The organism is Kutzneria sp. CA-103260, from assembly GCF_018263855.1.
Lineage (GTDB): Bacteria > Actinomycetota > Actinomycetes > Mycobacteriales > Pseudonocardiaceae > Kutzneria.
The window spans coordinates 917,824-933,053 of sequence record NZ_CP073318.1 but is presented as its reverse complement, the minus strand read 5'-3'; the positions used below and the strand labels follow the sequence as shown (position 1 = coordinate 933,053).

Here is a 15,230-nt window from a genome sequence, read left to right as displayed (position 1 = left end):
AACCCCTTCTAATCTTGGACGTCAGTGGCCGAGGCCCTGGCCACCGCTGACCGGCACCAGCGCACCGGTCATGAAACTCGCCTCGTCGCTGGCCAAGAAGCGCACCACCGGGGCGACCTCCTCGGGCGAGCCGGAACGGCGCAGGGCGGTGATGCTGAGCAGGTAGGCACGGTGCTCGGGAGACAGGCCGGAAATCATGTCGGTGTCGATCAAGCCGGGGTAGACGACATTGACCGTCACCTTGCGCTGGCCCACCTCCCACGCCAGCGAACGGGCGAAACCGGCCAGGCCGGCCTTGGAAGCGGCATAGTTGGTCACGCCGGGAGAACCCCACATCGCCTGCGTGGAGCCGATCAGGATGATCCGACCCCAGCGGGCCCGCACCATGTTGTGCAGACACGCCTTCACGGCCCGCATCGCGCCCAGCAGATTGGTGTCGATCACGGCGGTGAAGTCCTCTTCGGACATCGCGGCCAACAGGCTGTCCCGAGTGATGCCGGCGTTGCACACCAACACCTGCGGAGCGCCCTGCTGCGCGACCACCTCGTCGTACGCGCGCTGCACCGACTCGGAATCGGTGACGTCGCACTGCACGCCGAACAAGCCCTCCGGCGGCTCGCCGGAACGATAGGTGACGGCGACCTTGTCGCCCGCGTCGGCGAACGAACGGGCGATGGCCAGCCCGATGCCCCGGTTCCCGCCGGTGACAAGGACGGAACGGCTCACTTCGACACCTCGCTAGCGCTCGGTGTCCGCGTTCGCGGACGCTCTGCGTTGAATGGTTCGCTCGCAAGCTCGCTCACGTGGCTTCTCCCTCGATGTCGGGGCCCAGCAGGGCCGCCAGCCGCTCGACGGCGGACTCGGTGTCGGTGAACTGGATCACGTGCCAGCCGGCTGCCCTTGCCCCGTCACAGTTCTTGGGCAGGTCATCGACAAAAACGCTGTGCTCGGCGGCGATCCCGGTGCGCTGCACGGCCAGGTCGAACATGCGCCGGTCCGGCTTGCGGAAACCGACCTCGAACGACAGCAGCACCTCGTCGAACAGGCCCACGGGATCGACCATGCGGCGCCAGTGCTGGTCCCAGGCCGGCGGCATGTTGGAGATCAGCCCCACGAACAGGCCGCTCTCCCGCAACTCGCGCAGGCGATCCAGCCAGTCCTGGTTGGCCGGGCGGTCGCCGAACCAGGCGGCGGCGAAGTTGTCGATGTCGGCCTCGACGCCGTGCTCCTCGCGCAGCACGGCCCGCACCTGGGCCAGCCACTCGTCCTCGGAGACGAGCGGAGTGTCCAGCGGCAGCATGATGTCGTCGGTGCCGTAGCGGGCGGTGACCTTCATGGTGGCCGCCATCAGCGGGGCCGGGTCGAGACCCGTCTTGGTGCAGAAAGCGTTGAACGTCACCGAAAGCGGCGGGGTCAGCACACCGCCGAAGTCGGTCCACACCGCCTTGACGGTCACCGCGCCACCTCCACGGCCAGCTCGGCGATCACGTCGCCGCCCTGGTGGAACGCCACCAGCACGTCCCCGTCCAAGGCGACCTCGGCGGCCGCGGTCAACGGGGCGTCCAACTCGGCGAAGCGGTGGAACCGGCCCCGGATCCCGGCGACCACCGACGAGGCAGCGACCGCGCCGGTGCCGTCATCCACGGCCACCAACGCGAGCTGGCGGGCTGCCTCGGTAAGGGTCATGGCCGGGATGTGGTCGTAGTCGTGGTCGAACAGCGCGTGGTTGTCGTACCGAGGCGTGACAGCCGCGGTCACGAACTCGTCCGAGCGGTCCACATCGGACAGAACCACGTTCAGCGGATTGACCCGGGCCACCAGGTGCGGCGCGAGCTGCGACGCCGGCACGGCGGTGCTCACGTCCCTTGTGGACGGTGCCGGGGTGCCGCGCATGGTGTGCCGCAACGCCTCCAGCTCCGCGTACGTCACGAGCTGGCACTCCATGGTGTGGGTGCCGACCGGCATGCCGTCCAGCTCCAGCACCTGGCGGACCAGACCGCGGCGGACCCGGCCGCCGCGCTTGCGGGTCGGCTCGGTGACGGTGTCCACGACCAGCCGACCCGGCTTGCGGCCGACCAGCAGGCCACGGGGATCGTGCAGCCGCAACGAGAACTCGCCGACCAGCATCACCACGTCGTTCGGAATGCCGACCAGGTGCGCGCCGGCGATGCCGACCTGGCGGCCGACCTCCAGCAGCAGCACCGGATCGAACACCGCCGGCCGGCGGGCGTGGTCGCTGTAGTAGCCGTGGCTGAGCGGCAGCTGGGCCGCGGCCACGTGGTCGAGCTCGCCGACCACCTGGATGTCGGTGACAAAAACCTCGGCCACCGACGCGCGGTGCACCAACGCCCGGTCGATGGTGCGGTCGACGGCCAGTTCGGGCGGCCGGGCCCGGTCGGTCGGTTGTGCGACTCCGGCGGTCATGACGGAACCCCATTCCGGCAAGCATCGGCAGTTCTTTTCGTTCAGCACGCTCGCACGACGTCGTAAATCGACGATAAATGACGTCTCAAAAAGGTGAATCCACCCTCATATCCGCAGGTCAGAGGCCAGTTCACCTATTTTTAACCAGGGCCGGTACCACTTTGGAGGAATGGGGATGTTCCGTTGGCGCAGCATACCTTGAACACGACCGTGACCGGTTCGTACGGTCGAGCAACCGTTATTCGGATCGAGGGGAAGCAGACATGACTCAGGAGATCGTGGGCGGCGCCGACCTGCGGGGGCGGATCCGGGACATCATCAGCAACGAGCTGGAGCTGGCCCCCGGGGAGCTGACCGAGACCGGCAGCTTCATCGACGAGTACGACGCCGACTCGCTGTCGCTGATCACCATCATCACCCGCTTCGAGAAGGAGCTGGGCATCGTGCTGCCCAAGGACGAGGTCGCCCAGCTGGTCGACCTGAACAGCGTCTACGCCCTGGTGCAGCAGTACGCCGCCGGGGAGCCCCAGAGTGTCTGAGACGGGCCTGCGGCGCGTCGTGATCACCGGTCTCGGCGCGGTCAGCTGCGTCGGGATCGGGGTCGACGCGTTCACCGAGGCGATCAAGCAGGGCCGCAACGGGGCGTCGCCGATCCGCAGCTTCGACACCACGGAGTACCCGTACGTCACAGCGGCGGAGGTGCACGACTTCGACCCGGCGGCGCTGACCGAGGTCGTGGACCCGAGCCGGTGGGGGCGGTCGGCGCAGTTCGCCGCGTCGGCCGCCCGGCTCGCGGTCCGCGACGCCGGCATCGACCCGGCGCTGCTGGCCGGGCCGCACGCCGGCACGATCATGGGCACCACGGCCAGCGAGTCGCAGACGTTGCAGAGCCTGGTGGAGACGTGGGTCAACGACGGCCTCGCGGCCGCCGACCCGCACCTGATCCGGCAGGCGCCGGCCGGGCAGATCGCCAACGCGGTGGCGGTGGAGCTGGGCCTGGGCGGCGACGTGCAGACCATTCCGACGGCCTGCTCGGCCAGCAACTTCGCGCTGGGCTACGCCTACGACCTGGTCCGCACCGGACAGGCCGACTACATGATCGCCGGCGGCGCGGACGCGGTGAACAAGTCCTGCCACGGCGGCTTCTACCAGCTCGGCGCGCTGGCCGAGGAGGTGTGCCGGCCGTTCGACGTGGACCGGGCCGGCATCATCACCGGCGAGGGCGGCGCGGCGCTGCTGCTGGAGCCGCTGGAGGCGGCGCTGGCCCGCGGCGCCACGATCTACGCCGAGGTGCTGGGCTACGGCGTCAACTGCGACGCCAAGCACATGGTCAACCCGGACGCGACCAGCATCGCCGAGTGCATCCGGCAGGCCCACCAGGCGGCCGGGGTCAAGCCGGAGGAGATCGACTACATCTGCGCCCACGGCACCGGGACCCGGACCAACGACGTCACCGAGATCGGGGCCGTCCGAGAGGTGTTCGGCGAGCGGGTGCCGCCGGTCAGCTCGATCAAGTCGATGATCGGCCACACCATGGGCGCGGCCAGCGCGTTCGGCGCGATCATCTGCTGCCAGGCGCTGCGGCAGGGTTTCCTGCCGCCGACCGCGAACGTCACCACCGTCGACCCCGACCTGGGGCCGGGCATCGACGTGGTGCCGGGGGTGGCCCGGCCGGCCACGCCGCGGATCGTGCAGAACCAGGGTCTGGCCTTCGGCGGCAACAACGTCGTCACGGTGCTGGGGAGGGTGGCATGACCACAGCAGTCGCCACGGCGAGCCTGGCCGTGACCGGGTGCGGGGTGGTGTCCAGCGCGGGCCTCGGCCTGGACGCGCTGGGCGACCGGCTGCTCGACGGCAAGCCGGGGCACACGGTGCCGACCGCGGACATCGTGGCCGAGTTCCCGCCCCGGCCGCTGCGGGTGGTGTCGGACGAGGAAGTGCTCGGCGAGCTGGGCCGGCGCGGCCTGCGCTACGTCGACCGGCTCACCACGCTCGGCATGGTGGCCTCGGGCATGGCGCTGTCCGGTTTGGACGAGGGCGACCCGAGCGACACCGGGGTCGTGCTCGGCACCGCGACCGGCAGCATCCGCAGCATCACCGAGGTCGCGCGGGACACCCTGGTGCAGGACAAGCCGTACCTGATCCACCCGGGACGGTTCCCGAACACTGTGCTCAACAGCGCGGCCGGCCAGATCGCCATCCGCAACAAGCTGCGGGGCGTGAACGCCACGGTGGCCAGCGGCAAGCTGTCCACGCTCAGCGCGGTCCGCTACGCCGACACCGCGATCCGGCTGGGCCGCGTGAGCCGGCTGGTGGTCGGCGGCGTGGAGGAGCTCAGCCCGCCGATGGCGTGGGCCTGGCACCTGGCCGGCGAACTCGGCGAGCAGACCGCGGTCGGCGAGGGCTGCGCGATGTTCGTGCTGGAGGACGCCGCGCGGACGAGCAACCGGGTGCTGGCCGAGATCCTGGCCTGCGAGGTCGGTTTCCACGGCCGCGGCCTGGCCGACGGCCTCGCGGTCAGCGTGAGTCGAGCGCTGGACAAGGCCGGCGTGGACGCCGCGGACGTGGCGACGGTCAGTGTCAGCGCGCCGGCCGCCGACTCGGCGCTGAGCCGGGCCGAACAGCGGGGTGTCGAGGCGGCGCTGGGCCGGACCCCGGCCACCGTGAACGTGGTGGACGTGGTCGGCGAGTGCTACAGCGCCAGCGGCGCGTTGCAGCTGGCCGGGCTGCTCGCGCTGTGGCGGCGCTGGACCCCCGGGGACGGCGCGGTCGGCCTGGTCACCTCGGTGGGTCGGGACGGCAACGTCGGTTGCCTGGTGGTGCGCGACCGTCGTGGCTGAGGGTGTGGCGGGGTGTGCCGGGTTCGCGTGAACCCGGCACACCCCGCTGTTCACCGCACGGACCGGATGATCGACGCGGAGACGGCCTTGTTCACCGCGTCGATCCGGGACACCGCGTCCAGCTTGCCGAAGATGTTGCGCAGGTGGCGTTTCACCGTGCCCTCGGTGATGCACAGCTTGCCGGCGATCTGCCGGTTGCTCATGGCGCTGGCCACCAGGGTCAGCACCTCCTGCTCCCGATAGGACAGTCCGCCGGTGGTCACCGGCGCCTGGCTGAACGCGCCCTGCGAGACCAGCACGGTGACCCGTTTCAGGTCGCCGCAGGCGCTCCGGATGGCCGCGACGAGGTCCCGTCTGCTCACGCTCTTGTGCAGGTAGCCGCAGATGCCGGTCTCCAGCAGCTCCTTCACCAGCCTCGGGTCGTCGTACATGCTGAGCACGATCACCCTGGTCCGGGGCGAGGCGGCCAGCAGCTCCTGCACCGTGTTCACCGGGTGGTGTCGGGGCATCTCCACGTCCAGCAGCACGACGTCCGGCTGGGTCCGGGCCGCGACCTCGACCACCGACTCGCCGTCGGCGGCCTCCCCGACGACCCGGAAGTCGTCCTCGGCCAGCAGGACGTCCCGCATCGCCTCACGCAACAGGGTGTGGTCGTCAGCGATGAGGATGCCCACGGTCTGTGTCTCGCCCACGATCCGCGTCTGAACTGTCGTCGACATAGTTCCGCTCCAAGAGTGGTACTCGGATCTCCAGTCGGGTGCCTTGTCCGGGCGCGCTGGTCAGCGCGAAGGTCCCGCCGAGCAGCTCGGTGCGCTCGCGCATGGACACGAGGCCGTAGCCGCGGCCGCCGGCGGCGACCGCGCCGACGTCGAAGCCGACGCCGTGGTCCTCGACGACCGCGTGGACCTGACCGGGGATGGTGTTCACGAGCACAACCACACTGTTGGCCCTCGAATGGCTCAGGGTGTTGCGCAGAGCCTCCCTGATCACCAGGAACAGCTCCTGCCTGGTGCTGTCGGGCATGAGGTCGGCCGGTCCGGCGACCTCGACGCGGACAGTGATGGACGGCGGATAGGCCGCGCGCACGAAGGCCCCGATGGCGGTCGCCAGATCGGTCACCGGCGGCTGCGGTCGCAGGTCCGCGACCAGCCGCCTCGCCTCTGCGAGCACTTCGCCGAGCACCGTGCGGGCCTGCGCCACCTCATGGCCGGCGCGCGGACTGCCGGTGCCCTGGTAGATCTCGTACAGCTCCAGATGTCGGACGGCCAGGCTGATGTGGTTGCCCAGCCAGTCGTGGATCTCGCGGGCCAGGCGGCCACGGTCGGCCGCGTGGATCTCGCGGACCCGGTGCAGCGCCACGTATTCCGTGGGCACCCCGGTGACGGCCCTGGCCGCCACACAGCGGTGCAGCACGGCCGTGACCAGGCCGAGTCGTTCCGCCGCGCCCGGTTCACGACCGTGGCGCTCGCTCAGCGTCCGGACCGCGGCGGCCTGCAGCTCCGCCCAGAGTCGGGTGGTCTGCTGGCGGCCCCACAGCATGGCCAGCCGCGTCGCCTGAGCCGCTTGTTCCTCGTCAGCGGCCACCTGTCCCAGGCGCAGTCCCCGCCCGCAGTCAGCGAGCACGAAGCCGGCCTGCCGCCGGCATTCCGACCAGGCTTCCTGGTCGGCGGCCAACGGACTGTCCCACATCGCCGCCTCGAAGCGGCGCAGGATCTCGCCGACGCAGCCGTCAAGCTCATCTGCGGCGGCCGTCGGCTCCGGATTGGACATGCCCACCCCCCGTGGACCTGGTGCCGAAGCCTGTGATGGCACATATTTTCACGGACAGCAACGGAACTCTCCCCCTGAGTGATGATGTGACCGTCGCGCACGTGGCCCCCCGTCGTCGCCCCCAGCGTCGACAAGCCTCATAGCATTTCCGGTATTCGGACTCTAACACCAATTCCTGCGGCCGGGAACATCATTGAAGCATAGGACAAAAGCTCGCCCAAACGGCAGAGTGACCTCAATCTGCCATTGTTCACGTATCGCTTTCAGTCGGTTACAACGCGTATATCGGTGACCTGTTGTGATCGCGCGGATTGCCCCAGTGACCGTGCACGAAAGGGCAATGAGGGTGGTCAACGACGTGAACTACCTGGTCAGCGCGCGTTGACGTGATCGTTACGAGGTGGTCCACGGACACTGCGGCGAACGGCCCAAGGATTGCCGGCACCCGCGCGGGGACAATGACGAAAACAACTCACAATGCGAGACGTCAACGTCTTGTCGAACATAGCCGACCAGCCGGCGGCAAGAATTATGAAAGCACGGCAATGCCCATGCCAGCGGACTCCGACGCCGAGGGCTCGTCACCCGACGCGGGACGCTCCGCCGCCCCGGCCGGTCGACGGCTTGCCCCGGCCTGGTGGATAGTAGATAGTGTAGCTACGGATACTTCAGTTGTCCATTCCGGGAGGGGTGGGGCGATGTCGTCCCCAGCAGGCACGGTGGTGCGTCGGGCGCTCGGCTGGCATCCGCCGCTGATGGTGCTGTCGGCGCTGATGGTCGTGATGGCCGGCGGGTGCGCGGTCGGCGTGGCGGTGGACCCGCAGGTGCTGGTCGGCGCGCCGATCTGGCTCAAGCCGTTCAAGTTCGCGGTGTCCATCGCCGTCTACTCGGTGAGCTGGGCCTGGCTGCTGTCCCGGATGGGCCCGGCCAACCGCCGCCGGGCCGGCCTGCTGGCCACCGGCCTGGTCGGGCTGTTCACGCTGGAGTACGTGATCATCGTCGGCCAGGTGCTGCGCGGGCAGCTGAGCCACTTCAACGAGACCACCCCGTTCAACGCGTCCCTGTTCGGTCTCATGGGGACGTCCATCGTGGTCATCTGGGTCGGCACCCTGGTGCTGTCGGTGATGCTGCTGTCCGAGCGGGTCGGCGACCGCGCCACCACCCGGGCCGTCCAACTGGGAGCCCTGCTCTCCGTGCTCGGGGCCGGCCTCGGCGCCCTCATGGTCGGGCCCACCGCGGCCCAGCGCGCCGCCATGGCCAACGGCACGTTCGACGGCGTCATGGGCGCACACAGCGTCGGCGCCCCCGACGGCGGGCCGGTCATGCCCATCACCGGCTGGAACCTCGACGTCGGCGACCTGCGCGTGCCCCACTTCTTCGGCCTGCACGCCCTGCAGGCCCTGCCGCTGATCCTGCTCGCCCTGACGCTGCTCGGCCGCCGGTTCCCGCTGCTGGCCGACGTCGACGTCCGGGCCCGCCTGGTCTGGGTTGCCGCCGGCGGCTACCTCGCCGTGATCGGGCTGCTGGTCTGGCAGGCCGAACGCGGCCAGTCCGTGGCCCAGCCCGACTCCCTCACCCTGGCCGCGCTGGCGTGCATCGTGGTCGCCGTGGGCGTCGTCGCCGCCGTCACGCTCCGCCGCCAGCCGGCCCGGGCGGTGCTGACGTGACCCAGTTCCTGTTCCAGCTCGCCTTCCTGCTGGCCGTGCCGTTCTGGGCCCTGATGATCCTGGCCCCCACGTGGTCGGTCACCCACCGGGTGATCTCCTCCCCGTGGATCATCGTGCCGCCGCTGGTCGTCTACCTGTGCCTGGCCCTGCCGATCTTCGGCGACCTCTGGACCGCCGTCAGCCGCCCCTCCCTGGCCGTGTTCCAGGCCTTCCTGGCCAACCCCGCCGGCGCCGCCGCCCTGTGGGCCCAGGTCATCGCCTGGGACCTGTTCATCGGCCGCTGGATGTACCTCGACTCCCGGGAACGGGGCCTGCACCCGCTGCTGATGGCCCCGATCCTCGTGCTCACGATCCTGCTCTCCCCCATCGGCGCCCTGCTCTACCTCGGCGTCCGCTCGACCGTCCGGGTGCCTACGGCGGCGTGACGCCGCCTTCGAGCGACTGGAGGAACAGGTACATGCCGGAAGACGGATTGTCGTCGGGGAACCGGGTTCCCTCGCACTCGTGTCGCTTGGCGAGGAGCTCGGTCCGCCGGATCGCGTCCTTGCGCAGGGGCAGATAGCGGGAGGCGTCGACGCTCTTGCCGGCGCGTCCGTCTAGCGACCGGCTCAGGCTCTCCATCGCCGCCGTGTGATCGAACCTGGTGTGATCCCGGTGGTGCAGGACCAGCCAGAGTTCGAAGCACGGGTTGGAGATCGCCAGCCGGATGCCGTTCTCCTGGGCCAACGAGACCGCCGCAGCCAGGTTGGGATGATTCTTCGGCCACTCGACGTCGAAGACGCACCAGCACTCGTCGACCTCGGGATCACGGCTGCGCTCCACGGCCATCCGCACCAGCGTCAGCGGGACCCGGTGCTCGGGGTGGATCTCCACCCGCAGGGCGACATTGCCCCTGATGTGCGGCAGGCGCCTCAGGCCGTTGACGTAGTCGGGCTCGGACAGGCTGCCTTCCGTGAACACCACTATCGTCCGCAGTTCGGTGCGGTGGGCGAACGATCGCCCCAGCGGCTTGGGATGTCGCCGTCGCACGGACATCAGCCGGCCAGCCCCAGTTCGCGCAGCAGCTCGGCGCGGTCCGGCTGCGGCAACGCGCCGAAACGGCCGTGCAGGTAGGCGGTCTCCAGGTTCTGCGACTTGCGGACCCGCTCGCCGGCGAAGTCCGCGAGCGCCCCGAGTCTGGTCGAGCCGTCGGGATTCTTCTCCGTCAGCCACACCTCGTCCCGGTTAAGGTGGTTGAGCAGGCTCGTGTCGTGCGAGGTGAACACCAGCTGCGCGCCACGAGGATTGATCACGGGATCGTGGAACAGGTCGATCAGCTGGGCCGATAGGGTCGGATGCAGGCTGGCGTCCAACTCGTCGCACAGCAGCAGCGACCCGTGCCGCAACGCGGTCAGCACGGGACCGATCAGCCGGAACCAGGCCAGGGTGCCCTTGGACTCCTCGATGATGTTCAATGGCGCGCTGCCGGCTGCGGTGTTGTGCACGAACCAGATCCGCCGGAGCCCGCGCTCGGGCGCGTCGAGCACGACGTCGTCGATGCCCAGGTCGGCCAGCCTGAGCAGGGCGAGGCTCTGGCTGCGGTCGTCCCCCGCCTCGAACCACTCCACCGTGCGCTGGTGCCAGGTCTTGGGCTGGGCGAACAGTCCCTCGACGGCGATCCTGATCAGCTCGTCGGCGAAGCTGCTCACCAGCGGCTCGTCGAACCGGCGGGCGACCGACAGCGCGAGCGTGCGGTCCGTGAGCAGTTCCCTGGTTCCGGACAGCGCTCCCAGCCCGCGCTGGAGCTTCAGCTCGGTGCCCACCCGCTCGAAGATCCGACGGCGCTTCTTCTCCGGGTAGTGGAACAACGCCTCGAACTCGACCCGCCTGGCGTTGAGTTCGAGCAGGTACTCGAAGCGGACGCCGTCGATCACCGCCTCGTAGGCGAACTCGGTGGGCCGGCTCGGCCACGGCCCGAAGGCGAACGGCTCGGTCGGAATGTCCTCCTCCCAGGTCCGCAACGAGTGCGCGACGGCGTCCCGGAGCCAGCGCAGCGCGGCGGCGACGTTCGACTTGCCGGACGCGTTCGGCCCGTAGACGGCCGCCACCGGCAGCAGGCTCTCGCCGAGCATCGGCTGGTCCCGAGCGGCGGGGCGATCCCGGTCGACGGCGACCATCGACAGCTCCACGGGAGCCGCGATAGATCGGAAGTTCGTCACCTCGAAGCGGACCAACATGACCCAATGCTACACCGATGACGTCGACAGCCCCCAAATTTCGTCGAGACTCGACAAAATCACAGCCCTGTCGACACTCCCAGTGCAAGCAGCTTGAGGATGTCGTCCAGCGGCAGGTCGGGGCGGTCCTTGGCGGGGTCCCAGCGGCGCATGGTGTCGGCGGAGCCGAGGGCGAGGCCGTCGGGGAGGCCGGCGGCACGGAGGGTGGCGGCGGCTTCGAGCATCTCGGGGGCCCAGCGCCAGCCGCGGGCAGCCATGTCGGGATAGGCGTCGGTCTGCAGCAGGGGGCGGGCGTGCAGGCGCTCGGCCTCCACCAGCAGGTGGGAGCCGACGCCGTGGGCGGCGGCGAGGGCATGGGAGACGGCGGCCAGGGCCCACGTGGTCTTCTGGTACGCGGCGTAGGCGATCTTCAAGGCGGAGGCGACGCCGACCTCGCCGGGCAGGACGATGACGTCGAGGGCGGTGCCGGCGAACAGGTCGGGCACGCCGGCGGCGTCGCCGGAGAGGTAGAGGCGGGTGCTGCCGGCCCGCTGGGGCGGACCGCCGATGATGCCGCCGTCGACGACCCGGGCCGACGGCAGCAGCCCGGCGATCCGCCGCGACCGCTCGGGGGCGATGGCGTTGGCCTCGACGTAGACGCCGGTGAAGCCGGCGACCTCCCGAGCCACGTCCTCGGCGTACGCGGGCGGGCAGATGGACAGCACGACCTCGGACTCGGCGAGGGCGGAGGCGAGGTCGGGACGCTCGGCCAGCCCGGCATCGACGGCCCGCCGGCGGGTGGCCTCGCTCCGCCCGGAACCGACCCACAGCACGGTGTTCCCGGCGGACACGGCCTGCCGGCCGACGGCGGCGCCCATCGCGCCGGGATGCAGCAAGGTCATGACGGTCATGGTCGGCAGTGTGGCATTGTGGCGACATGACTGCGCGGGGGATGGCCATCGTCGGCGGGTGTGCGCTGCTGGCGGCGGTGCTGGTCTACGGCTGGGGCGCCGAGCACATGTTCACCTGGGATGTCGCACAGGCCTGCGGTTACCGCCAGAGCTACGAGATGCCGGTGCAGTACGGCAACCCCGAGTTTCTGCCGCTCAGCCTGAAGTGCAGCGCTACCAAGGATCTGGTGCCGGCCTACGTCAATCCGACCGTGCTGGCGCTGCTGGTGGTCACGGTGGCGTGCGGCGTGGGCAGCGCGTTCACCGCCCACGTCGCACGCCGCTCAGCGCGTGGCCTGACGGGCCGCTAGCTGGCGCGACCGGCGGAGCCGGTCGGGCGCGTTCGGGTCGGGCATCAGACCGGCCAGACCGCTCACGGCTGCGGCGACGCGGTGCAGCGCCGGGTCGCCGGGACGGACGTCGATCTGGAAATGTCCTTGCGCGGCAGCGGTCTTGTCGTCGCCGCCCCAGCGGACCACGCCGTCGCAGTCGGCGAGGATGTCTCGCACGACCGCGACCTGGAACGGGAACAGGCCCTCCGCGCCCGGCGGGAACAGGTCGGGCCGGATGGCGATCGCCGTGCCGGACAGGTAGTTCGACGCGGTCGGCGTGGCCACCGCCCGATCGGTGCGGTAGCCGGCGATCTGGCCGGCGGCCAGGCTCTCGATCTCGTAGTGGAACCGCCGGGCCACGTGTTCGAGGATCACAGCGACATCGCCGGCCACCACGGTCATCGTCGCGGCCGATCCCTGCACCCGCACCGTTTTCGGCGCCTGGTCCAGCACCGGCCAGCCGTTCTGCGTGAGCGCGCCGGTCCAGCGCCCGTCGGCCGCCGCCGCGGCGCCGGCATCGTTCAGGCCGATCGTGCCGGCGACCGCGACCACCGCCATGCCGGCGAGGAAATGCCGCCGCTGCAACGGGTTCTCAACGCTTGGCACGGGCGTTCTCCTGTCCGACCAGGGCCTGGATGGTGTCGGCGTATCCCTGCAGGAACGGGTCGAGCTTGTCGGCCGGCATCAGGGCCGGCAGCAGCACGTCCCAGCCGCCGGTGGACCGGATCGCCGCGGTGCGCAGCGCCTCCAGCTCGACGTCGCCGAGATCGCCTTCGAGAATGCTGTCGGCGGTCGCCTTCGCGTTGGCCACGCTGCCGCCGTAGCGCCGGTCGTAGAACTGCTTGAACCGGCTGAGATGCCCGCCGCCGGCCAGGTGCGCCCGCATGGCCTGGTTGATCGGGGTGCCGCCGCTCACCGCGGTGCCGATCAGGTAGCCGTCGACGTCCTCGATCATGTCGTCGAACGGGAACGAGGACGACACGTTCAGCTTGGCCAGCCGGTCCATGCAGAACGCGTAGCCGGAGGCGTAGGCGTCGGCGTTGTTGCGCCAGTCCCCGTAGAACGTGCAGATGTCGCCGCCCCAGCCGCCGAAGTCGCCGCGGTTGGCCACGGTGCCGGAGCCGCCGCCCTTGAGGTACACGGCGTTCGTGGTGGCGCCGAAGTGCTCCAGGTCGACGTTCACACCGTAGGACGGGTCCGGAAAACTCGACAGCCGCACCGGACCGTGCAGGTCGGCGTAGGCGATCCAGTCCCGGTCCACGTCGCCGATCAGGGTCTGCCACCCCTTGTAGAGGTCGACGTACTTGGGGTAGCGGAGGTACTCCATCACCCGCAGGCTCGGGTCGCCCTTGTTGTAGCTCTGGGCGGTGGCGTAGAGCCGGTCGATGTAGGTCAGCACCTCGTCCACCGGCGAACTCGTGCCGTTGACGTTCTCCCGGCCGACGCCGTTGTCGGCGTTCGGCCGGATGACGTCGTTGTCCAGGTCGAACGGGCCGCTGCTGGCCGCGGTGAAGGAGAACTCCTTGATCTGGGTGAACGACCAGTTGTCCGGCATCGGGAAGCCGAGGTTGCCGGAGAAGCCGTAGGACATGCCGGACACGAACGAGAAGCGCGCGAACGCCTGGTCGGTCGCGCGCGAGCACACGTTGCGCGAGCCGTAGACGCCGGCCACGTAGCGCTTGCCCTGACTGGCCAACCCGGCCTGCACGCCGTGGAAGTAGGGCAAGATGTTGCTGTCGATGTCGTCGTTGGTGGCGTCGTAGTCGACCGCGAAGTAGATCACCGTGCCGGCGTTGAAGCCGTAGCCGACGGCCCGCTGGTGGGCCAGCAGCGCATGCTGGTAGCCGGCGGTGTAGGTGAAGTCGCCCAGCTCGCGGGCGCCGTACTGCCAGATCGGAAACATTCGCAGGCCCGCGTTGAAGATGTCGTTCAGCTCGCCGGGCTGGATCTTCTTGTTCAGCGTGCTGTCCGGCGGGTCGTCCAGGTAGCGGCCGACGTGGGAGTAGCCGGCGGCGTGCATGGCCGCGCCCCGGTCCGGCGTGATCTGGAACCGGGTGTCCGAGCCGGTCGCCCGCCGGTCCGGATCGCCACACGACACCAGCAGCTGGCACCACGTCGCGTAGTCGCCGGTCGAGGTCACGGGCAGCGCCGAGAACTCCTGGAAGGCGTGCACGTACTGGCCGAGCTTGTCGTCGAAGGTGTCCTTGAACGCCGTGGTGAACGTCTCACCGTTGTTGTCGTGCACGGACCCGTTGAACACGCAGGCGGCGCTGAACAGCTGCACGAACACGCCGCTGTCGCCCTGCCCGACGGGATGGGCCCGCAGCCCGGCCTGCGTCACCGGGCCGAAGTTCCCGGTCGCGTCCCCGTCGGCGACGCCGAACTGGTACTGCAGGGCCCGCATCAGCGCCTTCTGCACGTCCCGTGAGTAATGCCCGTCACACGGGATGACGGCGAAGCTGGAGTGGTTGAGGTAGTTGCCGTTGAACCATTGCTGGATGGTGCGCACCGCGTCGCTGCCGCCGGACAGCAGCACGTAGGCGTCCATGTTGAGGATCGCTTGCGCCACCTTGGGTTGGATGGCGCTGCCGCCGGTGGTGATGCCGGCGTCACTCTTCAGGCCGAGCACCGCCTCGCCGGTGAACGAGTCGTAGACGCCGTACTCGTCCGCGCCCCAGTAGCCCTTGCAGAACAGGCCGTGCTGGAGAATCCGGATGATGTTGGCGTTGTCGTAGCCCGGCCCGATGTCGCCCTTGGCGGTGAGCTTGGCCAACGTGGTCGGCCCGAAACTCGCGGCCAGCTCGGTGATGCCCAGCTCGTGCTGCAGGCCCATGGTGAGGGCGTACATCGTGCTCCAGCCGGTGTGGCCGTCCTCGGGACAGGCCACGTAGCCGGGCACGGCGCGGTAGGTCGCGTTGACCCACTGCTGTGCGTCCAGAACCTTCTGGTCCACTCTCCGTTTCCCCCCTTGAGTGATCACTGACAGGGGGATCTTCAGCGATCACCGGGCGGCGTGGAGGGCTTTTCGCGAAGTTCGACCCAACGGCCCAGC

At 69.8% G+C, this 15,230-nt stretch carries 16 protein-coding genes; 6 read left to right on the top strand and 10 right to left on the bottom strand.

From position 1 onward, the window contains the following. Positions 1-21: 21 nt before the first annotated feature. The 3 genes from fabG to JJ691_RS04015 form a co-directional block, all read right to left on the bottom strand. The gene (gene fabG / locus JJ691_RS04025) at positions 22-726 is read right to left on the bottom strand and encodes a 3-oxoacyl-ACP reductase FabG (RefSeq protein ID WP_211767452.1); all 705 of its coding nucleotides are present in this window, start codon (positions 724-726) and stop codon (positions 22-24) included. A gap of 73 nt (positions 727-799) precedes the next feature. Then, positions 800-1,456, bottom strand: a complete 657-nt coding sequence (locus tag JJ691_RS04020; RefSeq protein ID WP_211767451.1) for an HAD family hydrolase — start codon at positions 1,454-1,456, stop codon at positions 800-802. Beyond that, positions 1,453-2,424: an AfsA-related hotdog domain-containing protein gene (locus JJ691_RS04015; RefSeq protein WP_211767450.1), complete on the bottom strand. Its 972-nt coding sequence runs from the start codon at positions 2,422-2,424 to the stop codon at positions 1,453-1,455. The genes JJ691_RS04020 and JJ691_RS04015 overlap by 4 nt, the downstream gene beginning before the upstream one ends. A 263-nt stretch (positions 2,425-2,687) precedes the next feature. On the opposite strand from JJ691_RS04015, the gene JJ691_RS04010 reads away from it, so the two are divergent. From JJ691_RS04010 to JJ691_RS04000, 3 genes are read left to right on the top strand one after another with little or no spacing between them, the layout of a single operon-like run. After that, positions 2,688-2,963, top strand: a complete 276-nt coding sequence (locus JJ691_RS04010) for an acyl carrier protein (RefSeq protein ID WP_211767449.1) — start codon at positions 2,688-2,690, stop codon at positions 2,961-2,963. Beyond that, positions 2,956-4,179, top strand: coding sequence for a beta-ketoacyl-[acyl-carrier-protein] synthase family protein (locus JJ691_RS04005; RefSeq protein ID WP_249227662.1), 1,224 nt, complete (start codon positions 2,956-2,958; stop codon positions 4,177-4,179). The genes JJ691_RS04010 and JJ691_RS04005 overlap by 8 nt, the downstream gene beginning before the upstream one ends. Further along, complete coding sequence (locus JJ691_RS04000) at positions 4,176-5,264, top strand: beta-ketoacyl synthase N-terminal-like domain-containing protein (RefSeq protein ID WP_211767448.1); 1,089 nt, start codon at positions 4,176-4,178, stop codon at positions 5,262-5,264. The genes JJ691_RS04005 and JJ691_RS04000 overlap by 4 nt, the downstream gene beginning before the upstream one ends. A 50-nt stretch (positions 5,265-5,314) precedes the next feature. Here the strand turns inward: JJ691_RS04000 and JJ691_RS03995 are convergent, their stop codons facing one another. Both JJ691_RS03995 and JJ691_RS03990 read right to left on the bottom strand, forming a co-directional pair. Further along, on the bottom strand, positions 5,315-5,956 hold the full coding sequence (locus JJ691_RS03995; RefSeq protein ID WP_211767447.1) for a response regulator transcription factor: 642 nt from the start codon (positions 5,954-5,956) through the stop codon (positions 5,315-5,317). Next, positions 5,919-7,034 carry a sensor histidine kinase gene (locus JJ691_RS03990; RefSeq protein ID WP_211767446.1) on the bottom strand — a complete coding sequence of 372 codons (1,116 nt, stop codon included), beginning with the start codon at positions 7,032-7,034 and terminating at the stop codon, positions 5,919-5,921. The genes JJ691_RS03995 and JJ691_RS03990 overlap by 38 nt, the downstream gene beginning before the upstream one ends. 698 nt (positions 7,035-7,732) lie before the next feature. Here JJ691_RS03990 and JJ691_RS03985 point away from each other — a divergent pair. Further along, positions 7,733-8,701: a hypothetical protein gene (locus JJ691_RS03985; protein WP_249227661.1), complete on the top strand. Its 969-nt coding sequence runs from the start codon at positions 7,733-7,735 to the stop codon at positions 8,699-8,701. Next, on the top strand, positions 8,698-9,126 hold the full coding sequence (locus tag JJ691_RS03980) for an ABA4-like family protein (protein ID WP_211767445.1): 429 nt from the start codon (positions 8,698-8,700) through the stop codon (positions 9,124-9,126). Before JJ691_RS03985 ends, JJ691_RS03980 begins: the two co-directional genes overlap by 4 nt. Here the strand turns inward: JJ691_RS03980 and JJ691_RS03975 are convergent. The 3 genes from JJ691_RS03975 to JJ691_RS03965 are packed head-to-tail and all read right to left on the bottom strand — an operon-like array spanning position 9,113 to position 11,807. Next, a complete protein-coding gene (locus tag JJ691_RS03975) occupies positions 9,113-9,736 on the bottom strand; it encodes an RloB family protein (RefSeq protein WP_211767444.1) in 624 nt (207 codons plus the stop codon). The two genes, JJ691_RS03980 and JJ691_RS03975, sit on opposite strands and share 14 nt — an antisense overlap. Beyond that, complete coding sequence (locus JJ691_RS03970; RefSeq protein WP_211767443.1) at positions 9,736-10,917, bottom strand: AAA family ATPase; 1,182 nt, start codon at positions 10,915-10,917, stop codon at positions 9,736-9,738. Before JJ691_RS03970 ends, JJ691_RS03975 begins: the two co-directional genes overlap by 1 nt. A gap of 59 nt (positions 10,918-10,976) precedes the next feature. After that, positions 10,977-11,807, bottom strand: a complete 831-nt coding sequence (locus JJ691_RS03965; RefSeq protein ID WP_211767442.1) for an NAD(P)-dependent oxidoreductase — start codon at positions 11,805-11,807, stop codon at positions 10,977-10,979. A 26-nt stretch (positions 11,808-11,833) separates the two neighbouring features. On the opposite strand from JJ691_RS03965, the gene JJ691_RS03960 reads away from it, so the two are divergent. Continuing rightward, positions 11,834-12,157 carry a hypothetical protein gene (locus JJ691_RS03960; RefSeq protein WP_211767441.1) on the top strand — a complete coding sequence of 108 codons (324 nt, stop codon included), beginning with the start codon at positions 11,834-11,836 and terminating at the stop codon, positions 12,155-12,157. On the opposite strand, the gene JJ691_RS03955 is transcribed toward JJ691_RS03960, so the two are convergent. Together JJ691_RS03955 and JJ691_RS03950 are read right to left on the bottom strand one after the other, a co-directional pair. Beyond that, complete coding sequence (locus JJ691_RS03955; RefSeq protein ID WP_211767440.1) at positions 12,131-12,784, bottom strand: hypothetical protein; 654 nt, start codon at positions 12,782-12,784, stop codon at positions 12,131-12,133. The two genes, JJ691_RS03960 and JJ691_RS03955, sit on opposite strands and share 27 nt — an antisense overlap. Next, the gene (locus tag JJ691_RS03950) at positions 12,771-15,131 is read right to left on the bottom strand and encodes a glycoside hydrolase domain-containing protein (RefSeq protein WP_211767439.1); all 2,361 of its coding nucleotides are present in this window, start codon (positions 15,129-15,131) and stop codon (positions 12,771-12,773) included. The genes JJ691_RS03955 and JJ691_RS03950 overlap by 14 nt, the downstream gene beginning before the upstream one ends. Between the last annotated feature and the right edge of the window lie 99 nt (positions 15,132-15,230).